Source organism: Thioclava sp. PTB-PU3-1 (assembly GCF_055666785.1).
Genome location: NZ_JBVNVL010000007.1, coordinates 39,713 through 60,245, shown reverse-complemented (window position 1 = coordinate 60,245; position 20,533 = coordinate 39,713). Strand labels below are relative to the sequence as shown.

The window sequence follows — 20,533 nt, the reverse complement described above, 5'->3', positions numbered from 1 at the left end:
GGGTAGGCGCCGTCACCTGGGAAAGCGGATGTCGGTGACATCGGCGATGTAAAACGGGAAATAGGCCTCACTCTCGAAGTTGTTCCCCGCCTCCACATGGGTCGGCAAGCGGAAGCCCTCGACCTCGCGAAACTCCGAGAGATAGCCGCCGAAGGGCTGAAGCTGGTGGCGCTTTTGCGGGTTCGCATTGCTCCAACGCTGGAAGCTGACCTGCTCAGGGCGGCCATCCGCGGCGACGGTGAGATCGACCGCCTGCTCCAGCCCGTTATGGCGCATCGTCATCCGGGCGATGTTCGTCGAGATCGGCTCCCACGTCACATTCGGGCCCGGCAGCACGGCGGCGGGCGTCCAGAACACCGCCTCGGCCACGTAGCGCCCGAAGGCGGAGCGTTTGTGATCCGCGCTGCCGCCGAACCGGGCCACGGGGGCGAGCCCCGCGATCCAGAACCGGGTCCATTTGGCGCTGTCGGAGCCGCTGAGACGCATCCCGCCGGTCCCGCCCGACATCGCCCAGACGAAGCCTTGCGGCGCGGCGAGCACCTGCGTGGCGCGCGTCGGCATGTAGCCGGGGGCGGATTTGTCGCCCATGCCGAACTGCCCCTGCATCTCCAGCCGGGCGACGGTGTAGAGCGGCGTTCCTTCCGCAATGGCGAAGGTGAAAAATCGGCGCGCGGGCTCGGGGAGATCGGCGACCATATCGGCGGAGAAGCGCGGCGGATCGGTGGGCTGAAATGCACTCAGGCGCGCCATCTCGGCCCCGTCTGCCCGCAGGTCGAGACGCCGCCTTGCGAACAGACCGAGCAGCCCGATAGCGACGATGGCCAGAACCCAAAGAGCCATGCGAGTTTGCTACCTTTCCATATCCGATCCGCGAGACGCCAATTGCGCGCCGTCCCGAACGTCAGGATAGCACAAAGACTCAACGCGCTTCGATCCGTTGGGCGCCCCCGCAGCCCGAGAACCGACCGCACCACGCGGATCATATAGTCGCAATCACGCGCCCGTGAAATTGCAGTTCCGCCCCCCTGCCCCTATCGTGCCGCGGCAAGCGGTGCGCGGGCGCGCAGGACTGGCCCCATGGGAAATCCCCGACTGGCCCTGTCGCACCGGCAGACCACGAAGACAGACTGGCCGCGACCGCCGCGCCGAGATGCGCGGCCCGACAGGCAGCAAGACAGGAAGGCCCCTTCATGACCAAAACCGCCCTCATCACCGGAGCCACCGCAGGGTTCGGCGACGCCATCGCCCGCCGTTTCGCCCATGAGGGCTGGAAGGTCATCGTGACCGGGCGCCGTCAGGAACGGCTCGACGCGCTGGTCGAGGCGCTCGGCGGTCCGGAGGTCGCGCATCCCCTGTGTTTCGACATCCGCGACGAGTCGGCGACGCGTGCAGCGCTCGACAGCCTGCCCGAAGGCTTCGCGCAGATCGACGCGCTGATCAACAATGCGGGCCTCGCGCGCGGCACCGCCCCTGCGCAGGACTGCGATCTGGATGACTGGCGCGCGATGATCGACACCAATATCACCGGGCTCGCAGTGATGACGCGGCTCACGCTGGATCGGCTGATTGCGCGCCGGGGGTTGATCGTGAACCTCGCCTCGATCGCGGCGAACTGGCCCTATCCGGGCGGCAATGTCTATGGCGGGACGAAAGCCTTCGTGCAGCAGTTCTCGCTCGGGCTGCGCTCGGACCTGTCGGGCACCGGCGTGCGCGTGACCTCGATCGAGCCGGGCCTGTCGGAGAGCGAATTCACCCTCGTGCGCACCGGGGGCGACAAGGCAGCCTATGACAAGCTCTATGCCGGGGCCGATCCGTTGCAGCCCGAGGATATCGCCGAGAGCATCTACTGGGTGGCTGCGCTTCCGCCGCATGTGAATATCAATTCGATCGAGATCATGCCGGTGAGCCAGAGCTGGGCGCCGTTCCAGATCCACCGCGACTGAAGTTACGCGGGGCCGATCACAGATAGACCGAGAGGCCCCGCCACCCTGCCAGCACCGCCGAGATCGCCATCACCCCGATCGCGATCTTGCGGTACTGCGCATGATCGAGCCGCGCGAAAGCCGCCGTGCCCGCCCAGGTGCCCAGCGCCATCGGCGGCACGGAAATCGCGGTGAGCCAGAGCACCTCTCCGTCAATCGCACCTGCGAGCCACAGCCCCGGCACCGCGATCACCGAAGCCACGAAGAAGAACAGCAGCAATGAGGCCCGCGTCTGCGCAGGCGGCGTACCTGCGCCGAGATAATAGACCACAGCCGGCGGCCCGGGCATCGCGGCCAGACCCGAAAACGCCCCCGAGGCCACACCCGCCAGCAGCGCCAGCCCCGAATGCGGCTGCGGGGCGGCGGGCTTGTAGCGCAGCAGCATCGCGAGCCCGCCCAGCACCAGCACTGCAATCGCCATCCGCGCTGCATCGGGGCTGAGCGCGCTGAGCGCCCAGATCCCCAGCGGCGTCCCGATCAGTGACCCCGCACAGAGCCGCAGCAGCGAGGGCCGATGCACCGCGCCGCGCAGCTTGACCAGATCGTGCAGCCCCACGACCACCTGCAACAGCACCGCCATCGCGACCGCCTCCAGAGGCGGGATGAACAGCGACAGGATCGGCACGGCGGCAATCGCGAAACCGAACCCCGCCATGCCGCGCAGCACCGCCGCATAGGCCACGGCGAGGATCACATAGAGGGTCGTGGCGTCGAACATCATCGGCTCCGTCAGGGTCGTTCCCTCGCCCTAGCTCGCCGCCTGCGCGCCCGATTGGTCCAGAGCGGCATTTTCGTTGGGGCCAGAGACGCCCTCTTGCGCCAGCCGCGCCGCGATCTCGCCCAAGAGGCGCATCCCCGGCACGATGGCTTCGGTCTGGATCAGCGACAGGCCGAGCCGGATGAAACGCCCCGCCTGTTCCGGGGCCACGAAAGGATCGCCATTTTCCAGCAAGATGCCCTCCGCCCCCGCCGCTGCGATCAGCTCGCGCCCGTTGACGCCCTCGGGCAGTTCCAGCCAGACAGATGAGCCGCCATGACACGGGTCGGGCGCGCGGAAGCCGGGCAGCAGATCGGGCAGATGCTCCATCACGCGATACCAACGGTCTGCATGGGCCGCGCGCAGCTTGCGCAGCAGCGACAGGTAATGCCCCTCGGCCAGAAAGATCGCCGCCGTGCGCTGGTTGTTGAGCGGGACCGAGCGATGTACCAGCCGCCGCAGCCAGCGCGCCTCTTTCACCAGCGGCTCGGGGGCCACCAGAAAGCCCAGGCGCACCCCCGGCGCGAGCGTCTTCGACAGCGTGCCGAGATAGATCACCCGCCCGTCCCGGTCGCGCGATTTCAGCGCCGGTTCGCGGGCGAAGGCGACCTCGCCCTCGTAGTCGTCCTCGATGATCAGGAAATCGTCCTGCGAAGCCCGCGCGAGGATCTCGTCGCGGCGCGGCCCCGGCATCATCACCATCGAGGGGCAATGCGCGCCGGGCGTCAGAAGTGCCAGATCGAGCCCCTGCCCCGAAGCGATCCGCGCACCTTTCTCGTCGATCGGCAGCGGCACGCTCTGCGCGCCGGACATCTCGAAGATGAAGCGCGAATCCGGGTAGCCCGGCATCTCGCAGCCCACGCGCTTGCCCGCCCCCGCCAGAAGCTGCGCGAGCAGGTAGAACCCCTCCTGCGCGCCGAGCGTAATCAGGATCTCCTCGGGCCGCGCATAGATGCCGCGCTCGGGCAGGATGCGGGTCCGGATCTGTTCGATCAGCATCGGATCGTCATCGACCGCGCGATCCGCCGCCCACCAGTCGAGCGAGGCCCGCCCCAATGTATCGCGCGAGGAATTGCGCCACGCGTTGAGCGGGAACAGCCGCGGATCGACCTGCCCGAAGATGAACGGATAGGGATAGTCCTGCCAGTTCAGCGGCTTGCGGATATGGTTGAGTTTCGATGGGGTGACGCCGATGCGGGCCTGCCAATCGACGACGGAAGCGCCTGCGACGCTCTGGCCCTTTCCCTGTCCGCGGGTGGCGACGAAGAGCCCGCGGCGCGGCTGCGCCTCGAGATAGCCGCGCGCGACCAACTCGTCATAGACTGCGGTGGCGGTGTTGCGCGCGATGCCCAGCTTCTCGGCCAGCGCGCGCGAGGACAGCACCTTCTGCCCCGGCGCCATCTTGCCCGCGTGAATCGCCGCGATCAGCGCCTGACGCAGCTGGCTTTGCAGCGGCTCGGGGCTGTTACGGTCGATGGAGACGGGCAAGCGATCCATGATCTGGCTCCTTTGAATTGCCCTCGCATCTGCGCTCTGGCCCCATCGAAGAGCAAGGTCGAGCGGTCCAGACGCCGCCCGATCTTCGGCAATCGCCCAATTTCCGGTCATTTGCCCAGCTCAGGGCTTAAAACCTCTGCCCGAAATACATCGACGCCGAAATCTGGCCCCATCGGAATTGGCGCTCTGGCCCTCACATGCTGCGCTGCCGCAATGCTTGATTGGCGCCGAACCCAAAGGAAAGGGAAACCCCGATGGACGGTCAGTTCAACGATATCAGCGCCACGGTCGAAGCCGACCGCGCCCATGTCTGGCACCACCTGTTCCAGCACGCAGCCCTGGACCACCGCGATCCGCGCATTCTTGTCGAGGGCAAGGGCATGACGGTCTGGGACCAGAATGGTCGCGACTATCTCGATGCGGTCTCGGGCGGCGTGTGGACGGTCAATGTCGGCTATGGCCGCGAGAGCATCGCCAATGCCGTGCGCGACCAGCTTCTGAAGATGAACTATTTCGCAGGCTCGGCGGGCACGATCCCGGCGGCGCAGTTCGCCGCCCGTCTGGTCGAAAAGACGCCGGGCCTGAGCCGCGTCTTCTTCGCCAACTCGGGCTCCGAGGCGAATGAGAAAGCCTTCAAGATGGTCCGCCAGATCGCGCACAAGCATCACGGCGGCAAGAAGTGGAAGATCCTCTACCGCGAGCGCGACTATCACGGCACCTCGCTGGGCGCGATGGCGGCCTGCGGTCAGGAACAGCGCCGCGACCAGTATGGCCCCTTCCCCGACGGGTTCGTCGCCGTGCCGCATTGCCTCGAATATCGCGCGCAATGGGATGACGCGGATTACGGCCTGCGCGCCGCGAACGCGATCGAAGAGGTCATCCTGCGCGAAGGCCCCGACACGGTGGGCGCGATCTGCCTCGAGCCGATCACGGCAGGCGGCGGCGTCATCACCCCGCCCGCGGGCTATTGGGAGCGGGTTCAGGAAATCTGCACCAAATACGACATCCTGATCCATATGGACGAGGTTGTCTGCGGCATGGGCCGCACCGGCGAATGGTTCGGCTACCAGCATTACGGCATCAAGCCCGATTTCGTGACCACCGCGAAGGGGCTGGCCTCGGGCTATGCCGCGATTTCGTGCCTGATCACGACAGAGGAAGTCTTCGAGAAATTCCGCTCCGATCCCGACGATCCGATGAGCTATTTCCGCGACATCTCCACCTTCGGCGGCTGCACGGCGGGTCCGGCGGCGGCGCTGGAGAACATGCGCATCATCGAGGACGAGAACCTGCTCGCGAACACCAACGCGATGGGTGATCTGCTGATGGACCGCCTGATGGAGCTGAAGGAAAAGCACGCCGTCGTGGGCGATGTGCGCGGCAAGGGCCTGTTCTGCGGGCTGGAACTGGTCGCGGATCGCGCCACGAAAGAGCCGCTCGACGAGAAGCTCGTCGAAGGTGTGGTCGGTGCCTGCGACGCGGAAGGCGTCATCATCGGCAAGACCTCGCGCTCGTTCAAAGGCTTCAACAACACGCTGTGCCTGAGCCCCGCGCTGATTGTCGGCCCCTCCGAGATCACCCGGATCACCGAGACGATCGATCGCGCGCTGGCCAAGCTCAGCGCCTGACACGGATCAACACCGGCCCGGGCGGGCGACCGCCCCGGCCCCTCCCCGAAAGAGGCCGCAAACGGCCCGCAATCCAACAGACGAGGATAGCCATGTTCAAAAAAACCGCTCGTTACGCGACGCTCGCGCTGATCGGCCTGCTGCCGATGGCCACGGCCGCCTCGGCCGAAACGCTGATCATCGGCAATTTCGGGACGCCGATCCCGATGATGACCAAAGTGAACACCGAGGAATACGCGAAGGCGATGGGCTACGATGTCGAGTGGCGCAAATTCGCCTCGGGCACCGATGTGATCGCGGCGATGGCCTCGGGCGACGTGAAGCTCGCAGCGCTCGGCTCCTCGCCCTTCGCCATCGCCGCCAGCCAGGGCGTTCCGATCAAGCTGTTCATGATCGGAGACGTGATCGGTCAGGCCGAGAGCCTGATCGCGCATGACGGCTCGGGGATTTCGTCGCTGGCCGACCTCAAGGGCAAGCGCGTGGCCGTGCCGGTCGGCTCGACCGCGCATTTCTCGCTCACCGGCGCGCTCAAGCATGAGGGCATCTCGGAAAGCGACCTGACGATCCTGTCGATGTCGCCCGACCAGATTGCCGCCGCGTGGGAGCAGAACGCCATCGACGCCGCATGGATCTGGGACCCGGTGCAGTCGCAGCTGCTGAAATCGGGCACCCGCATCATGGGCGCGGACGAGACCGCGAAATGGGGCTACCCGACCTTTGACGGCTGGGTCGTCAACAGCCAGTGGGCCGAGGAAAACCCGGAAGCCGTCGCAGGCTTCGTGAAGGTCACCGCCGAGGCCGACGCCGCCTATATCGACAACAAGGACGCCTGGACCGCCGATAGCGACGAGGTGAAAGAGATCGCCACGAATACCGGTGCGGACGCTGCACAGGTTCCGGGCATCCTCGGGGGCTACACCTTCCTCAAGCCTGCCGATCAGGTCGGCTCCGACTGGCTGGGTGGTGCGATGGCGCCTGCGATCAAATCGACAGCCGAATTCCTGAAGGAAGCGGGCCGGATCGACTCCGTCGCGGATGACTACTCGCAGTTCATCACGCTCAAGCCGCTGCAAGACGCGATGGGCGAATAAAGACACGCCCCAGCGCCCGGCCAGAGATCTGGCCGGGCGTTTCCCATTCCCCAGCTCCGCCCCGGAAAGGAAGCCCAGATGCTTGAAATCCGCCGCGCCTCCGTACTCTACCCCGCCCGTGACAAATCCGAGCCGGTCGAAGCCCTTCGCAATGTCGAGCTGACCATCGAGCCGGGCGAATTCGTGGTCGCCCTCGGCGCCTCGGGTTGCGGGAAATCGACGCTCCTGAACCTGATCGCGGGCTTCCTCGCGCCCAGTTCGGGCCAGATCAAACTCGACGGCGCCCCCGTCACCGGCCCCGGCCAGGACCGCGCCGTGGTGTTCCAGAAACACGCGCTGATGCCGTGGATGAACGTGCTCGACAACCTCGCCTTCGGGCTGAAACTGCAGGGCGTCGCCAAGGAGAAACGCTACAAGGTCGCCCGCGAATTCCTGACCGTGCTGGGCCTTGAGGGGTTCGAGGACAGCCCCGTCTACATGCTCTCGGGCGGGATGCAGCAACGCGTGGGCATCGGCCGGGCGCTCACCGCCGATCCGCGCATCCTGCTGATGGACGAACCGCTCGGTGCGCTCGATGCGCTGACCCGCGAACGCGCGCAGGAACTGATCCTGAAAATCTGGGAGGCGCAGGGCAAGTCGGTGTTCCTGATCACCCACTCGGTCGAAGAGGCGCTCTTCATGGGCTCCAAGCTGATCGTGATGTCGCCCCGTCCGGGCCGGATCACGCATCGCTTCGACCTGCCCTTCTCGCGCCGGTTCCTCGCAGGCGAGAGCGCCCGCGACGTGAAGGCATCCCCCGAATTCATCGCGATGCGCGAGACCATTCTCGGCATCATCTTCGCAGACGAGGAGAAGGCCGCATGACCATGGATATCCAAGATGACAGCCGCCCCGCCCCGATGATCAAACGCATCTTCCGCCAAGCCCCCACCAAACCCGGCCAGACCTATGGCGTGCCGGGCGAAGGCAACACGATCAAGATCTCGGTCGTGGCCGTTCTGGTGGTGCTGGGCCTGTGGCAGATCGTGACGGCCTCCGGCCTGATCGCGCCGCTGTTCCTGCCCTCGCCCGTCGCGGTCGTGCAGAAGCTCTTCGGCCTGATCTCGACCGGCTTCACCGGCGTGCCGCTGTGGGAGCATATCCTCGTCTCCGCGGGCCGTGTCTTCGCCGCCTTCGCGCTGGCCTGTATCATCGGCATTCCGCTGGGTCTGGCGATGGGGATGAGCCCGGTGATGCGCGGGCTGTTCGATCCCTTCCTCGAGTTCTACCGCCCGATCCCGCCGCTGGCCTATCTGCCGCTGATGATCATCTGGTTCGGCATCGGCGAGACCTCGAAAGTGCTGTTGATCTTCCTGTCGGTGCTGGCCCCGGTGGCGCTCGGTGCGCGCGCAGGCGTCCGCTCGGTCGCGATCGAGCAGATCCACGCCGCCTATTCGCTGGGCGCGAGCCGGGCGCAGGTGCTGCGCGAGGTGGTGCTGCCCTCGGCACTGCCGGAAATCCTGACAGCGATGCGCATCGGTGTGGGCTTCGGCTGGACGACGCTGGTCGCCGCCGAGATGGTCGCGGCGACGATGGGGCTTGGCTATATGGTCCTCTCGGCCAGCCAATTCCTGCAGACCTCGACCGTGCTGGTGGGCATCTTCCTGATCGGCGGCATCGCATGGTGCTTCGATCTCGCGATGCGCTGGGTCGAGAAGAAGGTCGTGCCGTGGAAGGGCCGGATGTAAGCCCGCAACGCGAAAGGCCGGGCATGATCCGCCCGGCCTATGTCCAAGGCGGCGGTGCTGCGCTGAAAGGCGCGCGCCGCCGTTTTCATTTACGCACTCGGGAAGATCACTTCGGCAGCAGCTGATAGAGCGCGCCGTCCCCCGCATCCTCGATGATCCAAACCTCGCCCTTGGGCCCCACGGCCACGTCGCGCACCCGCATCTGCAAATCCCAGCGAGCGATCTGATCCGAGCCGTCGCCCGCGATCAGCGCGAGCCCATTGCCCGCAAGCCCGCCGATCAGCATATCGCCCTGCCAGTCGGGAAAGTCGCGCCCCTCATAGACGGCGAGACCCGCTGGCGCGATCACCGGCGTCCACCACAGTTTCGGCGCCGCGAAGTCGGGCCGCGTGTCGTGATCGGGGATCGACAGGCCGGAATAGTGCCGCCCGTTCGAGACCGCGTTCCAGCCGTAATTCTTGCCCTTCTCGATCAGGTTCAACTCGTCGCCGCCGCGCGGCCCCATCTCATGCTCCCAGAGCTTGCCGTCGGGCGTGAAGGCAAGGCCGTATTGGTTGCGGTGCCCCTCGGTCCAGGTCTCGGCACGCACGCCCCCCGCCCCCTCATGGGGATTGCCAGGCGCGGGCTGGCCATCGCGGGTCAGGCGCAGGATCTTGCCGCGCGGGTTGTCGGGATCCTGCGCGGTGTCGGGCTGCATCCGATCGCCCACTGTGAGGTAGAGCATCCCGTCCGGCCCGAAGGCCACGATCCCGCCGGGCTGACCACGCCCGCCGGGCGTCTGCTGCCAGATCGTCTTCAGCTGCGTCAGCTTGCTGCCGTCCAGCACGCCGCGCGCCAGATGCAGCGCGTTATCCGGCGCGACATAGGTGATATAGACCGCGTGCGTGTCCGGGAAATCGGGCGGGACAGCGACGTCGAGCAGCCCGTTCTGGCCGCTATATTGCACCTTCGGCAGCCCGCTGATCGCCTGCGCCCCGCCGCCCGTGACATGCCACATCTTGCCCGCCTTGCCGGTCACCAGAACCGAGCTGTCGGGCAAGGGCGCGATGGCCCAAGGGTTTTCCAGCTGCGCGATCGGCTTGAGCACGAATGGCAGATCGCGGCTCGCGGGCTTCTCGCCCACGTTCTGCGCGGCGGCAGGCGTGGCGAGTGGCGCGAGGCCGAGGCCGAGGCTCGAGAGGACGGGGATCGTCAGGGCGAGCGCCAGAGCGGCGCGCAGACTTGGAAACGGGTTCATGAAGCACCTCCTCCCCTAGAGATGGGGCGGGTGCGCGCGAGTGGAAGGGGTCTAAGGGGCGCTGCCCCTCTGCCTGCGGCATTCACCCCGGGATATTTCAAAAGAGCGAAGACATGTAAAAAGGCGTCTTCGCTCTTGCGAAAATATCCCGGGGGACGCGCGTTAGCGCGGGGGGCAGAGCCCCCGCTTGCTTGAGACTTGTCGCCCTCCGGAGACGGGGGGCAGAGCCCCCTACCGTCACTTGAAGTTGCGGCTGTCCTTCAGCTGATCCCAGGCCCAGACGACCTCTTGCAGCATCTCTTCCTGAGAGCGGTCGCCGCCGTTCATATCCGGGTGCAGCACCTTGATCAGCGCCTTGTAGCACTTGCGGACCTCGGCCTTGGTCATCGAGTCCTTCGCCTCGAGAATATCGAGCGCGCGACGTTCGGTCGGCGGCAGCTTGCGGCCCATCGTCCGGCCGGGGTTCTTCGTGGCGTTGTCGCCGAGGATCTCATGCGGGTCCGAGATCCCGTGACGCGCCCAGCCGGCCTCTTCCTTGGCCTTGCTGAAGGGCTTGGTCGGCCGCTCCCAGACGGTCGCATTGTCGAGGAAGGCCTGGAATTCCTCCTCGGACTGACCCTGGAAATAGTTCCAGTTCAGATTGTACTCGCGGACGTGGTCCTTGCAGAACCAATAGTAGTCATCGAGGATTTTCGGGCTTTTCGGCGCACGGTACTTGCCCGGCTCGTTGCAGCCTTCCTTGTCGCAGATCCGGGTCGAGGTCTCGAAAGCCCCCGACATGCCGCGCCTGCCACGCGAGCGGCGCTTCTTGTCCGCCGCGGCCGAAATGTTAAAGCCGAAAGGATCGCTGTTGCTCATGCTTGCCTCTTGCCTGCTGCCCGAATGCCACTTCGGGGCGGCGTTTGAGGCCTGCCTCCGAGTCGGGTCACGCAGTCTACTGGAAATGACAGATGTTGAAAGGGGGTCGGGCGGAAATGGGGCCGCTATTTGCTCGGATCAAGGGTCGGTGCGGGGCGCCCCTACGACAACACAACCGGCGCGCCGAGATGGGGCGCGCGGCAGGTCTTGGAACTGGCGGCTCAGGACGCGCAGCCCCGCTTTCGGGACGCCGCCTTCGCAACGCCCCTGCCCTGCGTCAGTCTTCGTCTTTCGAAGCCCCGTCGCGGTTGGCGCGCAGTTTCGGCGCGCGGCCCTCGGGCGCATCGGCGAGAAGCGCGCGGCGCTTGGCCTCGGGCGCGTCCTCGTCATTGGCAGCATCCTCGGGATCGGGATGTGCGCCGACCGCGCGCGCCGGATCGGCGCTGGTGGGACGGCGGAAGACGAGCAGGTTGTGATAGACCGTGGATTTGCCGGTGAGCCCGGTACGCTCTTCCGCGGGCAGGGTCTCTGCGCGCAGGTATTCCCAGCCGCGCGTGGCCATCTCGTTCATCACGCCCGAGAGCGCATGGGCGAAGCGGTCCGCGCCCGATTTCAGGCCGCGCTCCTTGTCGCCGCGCGCGGGCGCCGGGATGACCTTGTATTCGTAATGCTGCATGATGCACCTCAAGCTTTGCGGCCTTTCTAGCGGATGGCGGGTCCGGGTCAACTCAAACCAAGCCACGCTGGCGGGAACGGGCCGATCGCAGCCTCGCGCATCACGCGTCATCGCCCCCTTGCACGCCTGCGCGCGATGGTTCACAAATCGACCCAACCACGAAAGGACGTCCGCGATGCTCGACCAGACCGCCAAGCCCACTGAAGAAATCGACCTGCGCGAGGTGTTCGGCCTCGATTCCGACATGAAGGTCAAAGGGTTTGCAGAGCGCACCGACCGCGTGCCGGAGATCGACTCCACCTACAAATTCGACCCCGATACCACGATGGCGATCCTCGCGGGCTTTGCCTACAATCGCCGCGTGATGATCCAGGGCTATCACGGCACCGGCAAATCGACGCATATCGAGCAAGTCGCCGCCCGGCTGAACTGGCCCTGCGTGCGCGTCAACCTCGACAGCCACGTGAGCCGGATCGACCTGATCGGCAAGGATGCGATCAAGCTCGTGGATGGCAAACAGGTCACCGTGTTCCACGAGGGCATCCTGCCCTGGGCTCTGCGCAACCCCACCGCGATCGTCTTCGACGAATACGATGCGGGCCGCGCCGACGTGATGTTCGTGATCCAGCGCGTGCTGGAAGCCGACGGCAAGCTGACGCTGCTCGACCAGAACGAAGTGATCACGCCGAACCCCTATTTCCGCCTGTTCGCCACCTCGAACACGGTGGGTCTGGGCGACACGACCGGCCTCTATCACGGCACCCAGCAGATCAACCAAGGTCAGATGGACCGCTGGTCGCTGGTCTCGACGCTGAACTATCTCAGCCATGACGCCGAGGTCGCGATCGTTCTGTCGAAGAACCCGCAATACAACACCGAGGCTGGGCGCAAGGTGATCAGCCAGATGGTGACCGTGGCCGATCTCAGCCGGACCGCCTTCATGAATGGTGATCTCTCGACAGTGATGTCGCCGCGCACGGTGATCGCCTGGGCGCAGAACGCGCGCATCTTCGACAATATCGGCTATGCGTTCCGTCTGAGCTTCCTGAACAAATGCGACGAGCTGGAGCGCCAGACCGTGGCCGAGTTCTACCAGCGCCTCTTCGACGAGGAACTGCCGGAATCGGCGGCGGCTATCGCCTCGTGATCCCGCGCCTCGCGATCCGGGGCGCGCTCTTCGCGGCGCTGCTGCCCTTCGCGGCGGCAGCTCAGGAGGCGCCCAAGGATGGCGAGATTTTCGCCTCCCTTACCGGGGATTGGAACGGCGACGGCACGCAGGATGCGGCGATGCTGGTGCAGAACGGCGCGGATGCGGCCGATCTGGTGATCTATCTCGGCGATCCGACCTTCGGGCTGAAACGCGAGATGACGATCGAACGGGTGGTCTTTTCTGGCCAGATGGGCGGGCAGACGCCCGCGCTCGAGCCGCTTTCCGACAGCGCATTCAAGCTGCATTCCGAACAGATCGGGATCGGGCGCACCCCGTGGGAAAGCGCCTATTCCATTGCGTGGCGCAATGGCGGCTTCGTCGTCTCGGGCTACAGCTACCGCTATTACGACCGGATCGATCCCGAGGATACCGGCACTTGCGACGTGAACCTGCTCAATGGCGATTACGTCATGACGCGGCGCGGGCAGACCGCGAAGGGCTCGCAGGATCGCCGCGCCTTCCCGCTGAGTACGTTGCACGCGGACTGGATGCCGATGATCTGCACGGGGCTTTTCCAGTAACTTCGGTCGCGCTAAGCCGCGCATAAAAACGCCCGGCGCGGGGGCCGGGCAAACTCGTTACTCTACTACTACGTGTGGCAGATCCGTTTGGATCACGCGGCTTGACGATTTTCTGTCTCGCCCTTGGCCAGCTTCGCCGCCTGACCCCAGAACGCCATATCGTCGAGCAGCGTCTTCGCCGGACCGTCCAGATGATCGCCCAGCTCCGCGATCGGCGTGCCTTGCGCGGCCTTCACGAAATCCGCACCGCCGATGCTGACCGCGCCTGCGACCGGGACCATGCCGAAATTGATCGCGACGAGCCGCAGATGCTCGACCGCGCGGGCAGCACCCACGCCGCCATAGCCGACGGTGCCCAGCGGCTTGCGACGCCAGCCCTCGAACGCATAATCGAAGGCGTTCTTGATCGTGGCGGGGATCGAGTGGTTATACTCCGCCGTCACCACGATGAACCCGTCGAATTCCTTGAGCTTCTCACCCCAGGCCTGTGCCTTCTCGCTGGTCACGGGCTTCGCTGCCGGCGGAGCCACCTCGTCGAAGAAGGGCAGCGCGGCTTCGCGCAGATCCAGAACCTCGTAGCGCATGTCGTCGCGCGCATCGATCTTGGTCTCGAACCATTCGAGTGCGCGGTCAGCGAAGCGCCCTTCGCGCGTCGTGCCGACGATCAGGCCGATGTTCAAAGTCTCGCTCATGTCGAACTCCTTTCCGGTATATGTCGTCCGGTGTGTCGCACGGGGCCTTCAATTGGGGAAGTCGGGCCACAGGGGGAGGCGTGCGTCTCGTGTTCAACTCTACGTAAGCCCTGTTCGGGCCCATCCAACCCGTCCGATATGTGCATAGGTGAACGGATACCGCGCGCCAGCAGCGGGAACTTTCCCAGCCCCCCGCCCCGCTCAAATCGGGCCGACCTGCCGCGCGCGTCTCGCGCGATCGGCTCTTGCGGGCGGACGCGCGCGATGCTTTATCTGAGGCTATGAGCAAGCCTTCCGACAACCCCGCGGATCCCTTCAAAAAGGCGCTGGCCGAGGCCACCAAGACGATGGCCGACGCGCCCGATATGACGGTGAGCTATTCGGTCGACCCTTCGGGTATGACCGCCGACACGATGCGCCTGCCGCAGGTCTCGCGCCGGATGACGCGTGACGAGGTTCTGCTGGCGCGCGGCACGGCCGATGCGATGGCGATGCGCCGCCGCCACCACGATGCCGCGATCGACAGCCGCTATGCGCCCTCGGGCGATCTGGCGAGCGCGATCTACGAGGCGATGGAGACCGCCCGCTGCGAAGCGTTGGGCGCGCGCGACATGCCCGGCACGCTGTCGAATATCGACGCCAAGATCGCCCATGAGGCCGAGCGCAAGGGCTATGCCCAGATCCGCGCCCCGGAAGAGGCACCGCTCTCGGTCGCCGCGGGCTATTTCGTGCGCGAACTGGCGACGGGCCGGAAACTGCCGCCCGGCGCGGATAACGTGCTCGACCTGTGGCGCCCCTTCATCGAGCAATCGGCGGGCGACGATTTGGAGAACGTCAACCACGTCCTCGCCGATCAGGCCGCCTTCGCACGTCTTACCCGCAAGGTGATCGCCGATCTCGGCTATGCCGATCAGCTGGGCGACGATCCCGACGAGGATATGGGCGACGAGGCCGAGGACGAGCAGGAAGAGAACGCCGACGAGGAACAGGGCGAAAATCAGGCCCGCGACGAGCAGGAGGACGACGAGGCCGAGGCTACGCCGGAATCCAGCCAGGAAGCGCAGGACGACCAGACCCAGACCTCCGTCAGCTCCGACGATCTCGCCGATCAGGAAATGAGCGACGAGATGGACATGCCGCAGGCCGATGCGCCGCTGGAGCCACCGCCGCCCCCGCCGCATTCGCAGGCCGATCCGAATTACGCCGTCTACACGACCGAATTCGACGAGGAGATCGCCGCCGAGGACTTGGCCGAACCGGCCGAGCTGGAGCGTCTGCGCCTCTATCTCGATCAGCAGCTCGACCCGCTGAAAGGCGCGGTCTCGCGGCTCGCCAACAAGCTGCAGCGCCGCCTGCAGGCACAGCAGAACCGGTCGTGGGAATTCGACCGCGAGGAAGGGATGCTCGATGCGGGCCGCCTCGCCCGCGTTGTCGCGAACCCGACGACGCCGCTCAGCTTCAAGGTCGAGAAGGATACCGAGTTCCGCGACACCGTGGTGACGCTGCTTCTGGACAATTCCGGTTCGATGCGCGGCCGCCCGATCTCGATCGCGGCAATCTGTGCCGACGTGCTCGCCCGCACGCTGGAGCGCTGCGACGTGAAGGTCGAGATCCTTGGCTTCACCACCCGCGCCTGGAAAGGCGGGCAGAGCCGTGAGAAATGGCTCGCCGATGGCCGCCCGCAAAGCCCCGGTCGCCTCAACGACCTGCGCCACATCATCTACAAGCGGGCCGACGCGCCGATGCGCCGGACGCGGGCCAATCTGGGCCTGATGATGAAGGAAGGCCTGCTCAAGGAGAACATCGACGGCGAGGCGCTGGAATGGGCGCATCGCCGGATGCTCGCCCGCTCGGAGCAGCGCAAGATCCTGATGGTGATCTCGGACGGCGCGCCGGTGGACGACTCGACGCTGTCGGTGAACCCCGCGATCTATCTGGAAAAACACCTGCGCGACGTGATCGCGATGGTGGAGCGCCGCCGCGCGGTGGAACTGATCGCGATCGGCATCGGCCATGACGTGACGCGCTATTACCAGCACGCGGTGACGATCACCGATGTGGAGCAACTGGCGGGCGCTATGACCGAACAGCTCGCCTCCCTCTTCGACAGCGATCCGCGGGCCCGCGCCCGCTTCCTCGGGATCAAGAAGGCTATCTGATGTTTCAGGATTTCTCGGTGCAATCGCGCCCCGAACTGGGCCCGCCCCGGCTGGCGGCGCTGCGCGAAGCCATGTCCGCAGCGGGGCTCGACGGCTTCATCATTCCCCGCGCCGATGCGCATCAGGGAGAGTACGTCGCGCCCTGCGATGCGCGGCTGGGGTGGCTGACGGGCTTCACCGGATCGGCAGGCTTCTGCATCGCCCTGCCCGAGATCGCGGGCGTCTTCGTCGATGGCCGCTACCGGGTGCAGGTGCGCGCCGAGGTCTCGCTCGACCATTTCACGCCGGTGAACTGGCCCGAGGTGAAGCCGGACGACTGGCTGAAAGACCATGCCCACGCAGGTGCCAAGATCGGCTTCGATCCGTGGCTGCACACGAAATCCGAAATCGCGAAGATCCGCGAGGGGCTGGACGGCACCGGCATCGCGCTGATCGAGAGCGAGAACCTCGTGGACCGCGTCTGGGAGGACCGCCCTGCCCCGCCCGCGGAACCGGCCCGCATTCACCCGCCGGAATTTGCGGGCGAAACGGCGGCGGAGAAACGCGCCCGTCTGGCCGAGGGCTTGCGCGACGACGATATCGCGGCCGCCGTCCTCACCCTGCCGGATTCGATCTGCTGGCTGCTGAACATTCGCGGCTCCGACATCCCCCGCAACCCGGTGGTTCAGTCCTTCGCGGTGCTCTTCGACGATGGCGCGGTGAAGCTCTTTGCCGATGACGCGAAATTCGACGCCGAGCTGCGCGCCCATCTGGGCGACGGGGTCTCGATCCTGCCACCCGACAGCCTGACCGCCGCGCTGGAGGCCATTGAAGGCCCGGTGCTGGTCGACCCCGACAGCGCGCCGCTCGCCGTCTCGCTGCTGCTGGCCGATCACGACACCAAGATCCATGAGGCCCGCGATCCCTGCATCCTGCCGAAGGCGCGCAAAAACGCCGCCGAAGTTGCGGGCATGGAGGCGGCGCATCTGCGCGACGCCGCGGCGATGGTCGAGTTCCTCAGCTGGCTCGATACGGAGGCCCCGGAAGGCAAGCTGACCGAGATCGACGTGGTCACTGCGCTCGAAGGCTTCCGCCGCGATACCAACGCGCTGATCGACATCTCCTTCGAGACGATCTGCGGCGCGGGCGGCAATGGCGCGATCGTCCATTACCGCGTGAACGAGGACACCAATCGCCCCGTGAAACCGGGTGAGTTGCTGCTGGTGGATTCCGGCGGCCAATATGTCGATGGCACCACTGACATCACCCGTACCGTCGCCGTTGGCGATGTGCCGGAAGACGCCAAACGCCCCTTCACCCGCGTGTTGCAGGGCATGATCGCGCTGTCGCGCACGCGCTTCCCGCGCAGCGTGGCAGGCGCCCATCTCGATGCGCTCGCCCGTGCACCGCTTTGGGCCGAGGGCTGGGATTACGATCACGGCACCGGCCATGGCGTCGGCGCTGCGCTTTGCGTGCACGAAGGCCCCGCGCGGATTTCTCGGGTGTCGACCCTGTCGCTCGAACCCGGAATGATCCTGTCGAACGAGCCGGGCTATTACCGCGAGGGCGCATTCGGCATCCGGATCGAGAACCTGATCCTCACCGAAGAGGCCGAGGCTAAGGGCGACAATCGCGACCAACTGTCCTTCTCGACGCTGACCTGGGTGCCGATCGACCGCCGCCTGATCGATGTCGAGCTGCTTGGTCCCGAAGAGCGCGACTGGCTCGACGCCTATCACGCCGAGGTGCTGGAGCGGATCGCGCCGAAGGTCAGCGAGCGCGCCAAGGCCTGGCTGCAAACCGCCTGCGCGCCGATCTGAGACTGCGCGCGCCGAAAGCCGTCGGATGCCTCCGGCGGGGATATTTAGGGCAATTGGAAGGGAAGCCTGCGCTCTGCTTCCAACTGCTCCAAATATCCCCCGCGGAGCGTCCAGCAGGACCCGCAAGCGCCATCGCTTACAAGTCGAGCACGGCCTTCGCCGCCCGCGCGATGACGATTTCCTCGTTGGTCGGGATCACGAGCACCCGCACCGCGCCCTTCCCGATCTCGCGCGCATTCTCGGCATTGGCCTCGGCGTCAACTTCGACCCCAAGGAATCCCAGACCGTCGCAGGCCTGCGCACGCACGCGCGCCGAATTCTCTCCGATCCCGCCGGTGAAGACGATCCCGTCCAGACCGCCCATCGCCGCCGCCATCGCGCCGATCTGACGTTTGATGCGGAAGCAGAAATAGTCGATCGCCTCTTTCGCCTTGGGATCGCTTGATCCTTCCAGCGTGCGCATATCGTTGGAGATGCCGGACATGCCCAGAAGCCCGGATTCCTTGTAGAGCAGCGTCGAGATTTCGGACGCGCTCATCCCCTCCTGATCCATCATGTAGAGCAGGATGCCGGGATCGAGCTCGCCCGGACGCGTGCCCATCGGCAGCCCTTCGAGCGCGGAGAACCCCATCGTCGAGGTGACCGACTGGCCATTCTCGATCGCGCACATCGACGCGCCCGAGCCTAAATGCGCGACGATCATCCGGCCCTTATGCAAGTCGGGCTCGGTGCGGGTCAGCTCGCCATTGATGAAATCATAGCTCAGCCCATGAAAGCCGTAGCGGCGCACGCCCTTCTCGTAATAGCGGCGCGGCAGGGCGAAGGTGTCGCTGACGAAGGGATGGCCGCGATGAAAGGCGGTGTCGTAGCAGGCGACCTGCGGCGTGCCGGGGAAGGTATCGACCGCCGCACGCACGCCTGCGAGGTTATGCGGCTGGTGCAGCGGCGCGAAGGGGGCGAGCTTGGCCAACTCCTTCATCAGCGGTTCGGACAGGGGCTCGGGGGCGGCATGGTCGATCCCGCCATGCACGATCCGGTGGCCGACCGCGATCACCTCCAGTCCCGGAAAGGCCGCCTGAAACGCCGCAAGCGCGGTGTGGAGCGCCGCCGCATTGGTCGCGAAATCGTCCGGGGCGGAGGCGGGCAGCGGCAGCGGCGCGCCATCGGGGCCGCTGAGTTTCATCGCCGCCTCGCGCCGCCCGATCCGGTCGACATGGCCGAGCGCGAGCGTCTCGAGATCTTCCGAAAATAGCCCAAGTTTCAGTGAAGACGAGCCGGAATTCAGCGTCAGGATCGCGCGGGTGCTCATGCGCGGTCCCCACAGGTGCGGTGGTAGTGGATCGAGGCCACGGCGGCGGAGGCCAGCCGCGCCATCCCGCTATCGGAGCGCGAGTTCAGGATGACGGGCACCTTCGCGCCCAGCATCAGCCCCGCCCCTTCCGCATGGGAGATATAGGCGAGCTGCTTGGCCAGCATGTTCGCGGAATCGATCCCGGGTGCGACCAGCACCTCGGCCCGGCCCGCCACGGCCGAACGGATGCCTTTGGTCCGCGCGGCAGCCAGATCGACGGCATTGTCCATCGCCAGCGGCCCATCGACCTCGCCCCCGGTGATCTGCCCGCGCTCTGCCATCTTCGACAAGAGCGCCGCATCGAGGGACGACGGGATCGCGGGCGTCACGGTCTCGACCGCAGACAGCACGCCCACTTTCGGCACCTCGATCCCGATCGAGATCGCCACGTCGATCGCGTTTTGCACGATATGCACCTTGGTCTCGAGATCGGGCGCGATGTTGATCGCGGCATCGGTGACGATCAGAGGATGCACGACGCCGGGCACATCCATCACGAAGACATGGGTGAAGCGTTTGCCGACCCGCAGCCCCGTCGCCTTGTCGAGCATCGGCTTCAGCAGCGCATCGGTATGCAGGTGGCCCTTCATCACTGCGCCCGCGCGCCCCTCGTTGACCAGCTGCACCGCCATGCGCGCGGCATCGCGGGGGTGCTCTGCGGGCAGGATCTCGAACTTGGTCACGTCGCGGCCCAGCTCCTTCGCGACGGACATGATCTTTTCGGGATGGCCGATCAGCAGCGGCTCGATCAGGTGATGTTCGGCGGCGAGGAGCGCACCGTCGAGCGACACCGGCTCTTCGGGGCAGACGACGGCGGTGACCAGATCGGGCAGCGGCTCGGCTTTCTCCAGCAGTTTCTCGAAATGGCGGTGGCGCTGCGAGATCAGGCCCGGCACTTCGAGCGCATCGAATTTCAAATGTTTCTGCGGAGCGTGAACCTCGGCCTCGCCCTCGACGATCAACGCGTCATCGCCCACGCGGCGCACTTCCGTCTTCATTCGCAGAAGATCGCCGGGCAGCTTCTCGAGCACCTCGACGCGGGCGCAGAGCTCCTGCCCGGCAGCCGCGAGATCGTGGAAGCGCAGGCTTTGCGAGCGATAGAGCGTCCCCGGCCCCGGCAACAGATTGCCCAGCACGGCGGTGATCAGAGAGGCCACGAACATGCCCGGCGCGTAGGCCTCCTTCTGGCCGTCGCCATCGCCGTCCTCGGCCTCCAGATGAACCGGGTTGTGATTGCCCGAGGCCGCCGCGAAAACGTAGAAATCATCGGCCGTGCACAGCCGCTTCAACTCCGCCGATTGACCGACCTCGATCTCATCCCATTTCCGGCTCTCGAAAATCATGGCGC

18 protein-coding genes are annotated in these 20,533 nt (G+C 66.0%); 9 read left to right on the top strand and 9 right to left on the bottom strand.

Translation table 11 applies throughout. The features are described from left to right. Positions 1-12: 12 nt before the first annotated feature. Positions 13-840, bottom strand: coding sequence for a DUF6544 family protein (locus tag ACZ7GB_RS16790; RefSeq protein WP_472159619.1), 828 nt, complete (start codon positions 838-840; stop codon positions 13-15). 350 nt (positions 841-1,190) lie between these two features. On the opposite strand from ACZ7GB_RS16790, the gene ACZ7GB_RS16785 reads away from it, so the two are divergent. Then, entirely contained in the window at positions 1,191-1,943 is a 753-nt protein-coding gene (locus ACZ7GB_RS16785) for an SDR family oxidoreductase (RefSeq protein WP_078601791.1), read from the top strand. A 16-nt stretch (positions 1,944-1,959) separates the two neighbouring features. Here the strand turns inward: ACZ7GB_RS16785 and ACZ7GB_RS16780 are convergent, their stop codons facing one another. Both ACZ7GB_RS16780 and ACZ7GB_RS16775 read right to left on the bottom strand, forming a co-directional pair. Then, complete coding sequence (locus ACZ7GB_RS16780; RefSeq protein ID WP_078542767.1) at positions 1,960-2,700, bottom strand: sulfite exporter TauE/SafE family protein; 741 nt, start codon at positions 2,698-2,700, stop codon at positions 1,960-1,962. A gap of 30 nt (positions 2,701-2,730) precedes the next feature. Further along, the gene (locus ACZ7GB_RS16775) at positions 2,731-4,236 is read right to left on the bottom strand and encodes an aminotransferase-like domain-containing protein (protein WP_078601790.1); all 1,506 of its coding nucleotides are present in this window, start codon (positions 4,234-4,236) and stop codon (positions 2,731-2,733) included. A 254-nt stretch (positions 4,237-4,490) separates the two neighbouring features. On the opposite strand from ACZ7GB_RS16775, the gene ACZ7GB_RS16770 reads away from it, so the two are divergent. The 4 genes from ACZ7GB_RS16770 to ACZ7GB_RS16755 all read left to right on the top strand — a co-directional run bounded on the left by ACZ7GB_RS16770 (position 4,491) and on the right by ACZ7GB_RS16755 (position 8,682). After that, a complete protein-coding gene (locus ACZ7GB_RS16770; RefSeq protein ID WP_472159617.1) occupies positions 4,491-5,864 on the top strand; it encodes an aminotransferase family protein in 1,374 nt (457 codons plus the stop codon). 92 nt (positions 5,865-5,956) lie between these two features. After that, a complete protein-coding gene (gene tauA, locus ACZ7GB_RS16765) occupies positions 5,957-6,955 on the top strand; it encodes a taurine ABC transporter substrate-binding protein (RefSeq protein WP_472159615.1) in 999 nt (332 codons plus the stop codon). Between the two features lie 78 nt (positions 6,956-7,033). Continuing rightward, the gene (locus tag ACZ7GB_RS16760) at positions 7,034-7,819 is read left to right on the top strand and encodes a taurine ABC transporter ATP-binding protein (RefSeq protein ID WP_078601787.1); all 786 of its coding nucleotides are present in this window, start codon (positions 7,034-7,036) and stop codon (positions 7,817-7,819) included. Further along, a complete protein-coding gene (locus ACZ7GB_RS16755; protein ID WP_232621617.1) occupies positions 7,816-8,682 on the top strand; it encodes an ABC transporter permease subunit in 867 nt (288 codons plus the stop codon). The genes ACZ7GB_RS16760 and ACZ7GB_RS16755 overlap by 4 nt, the downstream gene beginning before the upstream one ends. Before the next feature lie 106 nt (positions 8,683-8,788). On the opposite strand, the gene ACZ7GB_RS16750 is transcribed toward ACZ7GB_RS16755, so the two are convergent. The 3 genes from ACZ7GB_RS16750 to ACZ7GB_RS16740 form a co-directional block, all read right to left on the bottom strand. Beyond that, entirely contained in the window at positions 8,789-9,919 is a 1,131-nt protein-coding gene (locus ACZ7GB_RS16750; protein WP_472159613.1) for a PQQ-dependent sugar dehydrogenase, read from the bottom strand. 237 nt (positions 9,920-10,156) lie between these two features. Further along, positions 10,157-10,777 (bottom strand): DnaJ domain-containing protein, encoded by a 621-nt coding sequence (locus ACZ7GB_RS16745; protein ID WP_078522979.1) that lies wholly within the window; start codon positions 10,775-10,777, stop codon positions 10,157-10,159. 277 nt (positions 10,778-11,054) lie between these two features. Then, complete coding sequence (locus tag ACZ7GB_RS16740; RefSeq protein ID WP_078547594.1) at positions 11,055-11,453, bottom strand: DUF4177 domain-containing protein; 399 nt, start codon at positions 11,451-11,453, stop codon at positions 11,055-11,057. A 175-nt stretch (positions 11,454-11,628) separates the two neighbouring features. Here ACZ7GB_RS16740 and cobS point away from each other — a divergent pair, with 175 nt between their 5' ends. Both cobS and ACZ7GB_RS16730 read left to right on the top strand, forming a co-directional pair. Next, the gene (gene cobS / locus ACZ7GB_RS16735) at positions 11,629-12,600 is read left to right on the top strand and encodes a cobaltochelatase subunit CobS (RefSeq protein WP_152844941.1); all 972 of its coding nucleotides are present in this window, start codon (positions 11,629-11,631) and stop codon (positions 12,598-12,600) included. Beyond that, positions 12,597-13,184 (top strand): hypothetical protein, encoded by a 588-nt coding sequence (locus ACZ7GB_RS16730; RefSeq protein ID WP_472159611.1) that lies wholly within the window; start codon positions 12,597-12,599, stop codon positions 13,182-13,184. Before cobS ends, ACZ7GB_RS16730 begins: the two co-directional genes overlap by 4 nt. 92 nt (positions 13,185-13,276) lie before the next feature. Here the strand turns inward: ACZ7GB_RS16730 and ACZ7GB_RS16725 are convergent, their stop codons facing one another. Next, positions 13,277-13,876, bottom strand: a complete 600-nt coding sequence (locus ACZ7GB_RS16725; RefSeq protein ID WP_078522983.1) for an NADPH-dependent FMN reductase — start codon at positions 13,874-13,876, stop codon at positions 13,277-13,279. A gap of 281 nt (positions 13,877-14,157) precedes the next feature. On the opposite strand from ACZ7GB_RS16725, the gene cobT reads away from it, so the two are divergent. Together cobT and ACZ7GB_RS16715 are read left to right on the top strand one after the other, a co-directional pair. Then, positions 14,158-16,035, top strand: a complete 1,878-nt coding sequence (gene cobT, locus ACZ7GB_RS16720) for a cobaltochelatase subunit CobT (protein ID WP_078606197.1) — start codon at positions 14,158-14,160, stop codon at positions 16,033-16,035. Beyond that, positions 16,035-17,834 (top strand): aminopeptidase P family protein, encoded by a 1,800-nt coding sequence (locus tag ACZ7GB_RS16715; protein ID WP_472159609.1) that lies wholly within the window; start codon positions 16,035-16,037, stop codon positions 17,832-17,834. The genes cobT and ACZ7GB_RS16715 overlap by 1 nt, the downstream gene beginning before the upstream one ends. A gap of 136 nt (positions 17,835-17,970) precedes the next feature. Here the strand turns inward: ACZ7GB_RS16715 and ACZ7GB_RS16710 are convergent, their stop codons facing one another. Continuing rightward, positions 17,971-19,143, bottom strand: a complete 1,173-nt coding sequence (locus tag ACZ7GB_RS16710; RefSeq protein ID WP_472159608.1) for an acetate/propionate family kinase — start codon at positions 19,141-19,143, stop codon at positions 17,971-17,973. After that, entirely contained in the window at positions 19,140-20,528 is a 1,389-nt protein-coding gene (locus tag ACZ7GB_RS16705; RefSeq protein ID WP_078571677.1) for a bifunctional enoyl-CoA hydratase/phosphate acetyltransferase, read from the bottom strand. Before ACZ7GB_RS16705 ends, ACZ7GB_RS16710 begins: the two co-directional genes overlap by 4 nt. Between the last annotated feature and the right edge of the window lie 5 nt (positions 20,529-20,533).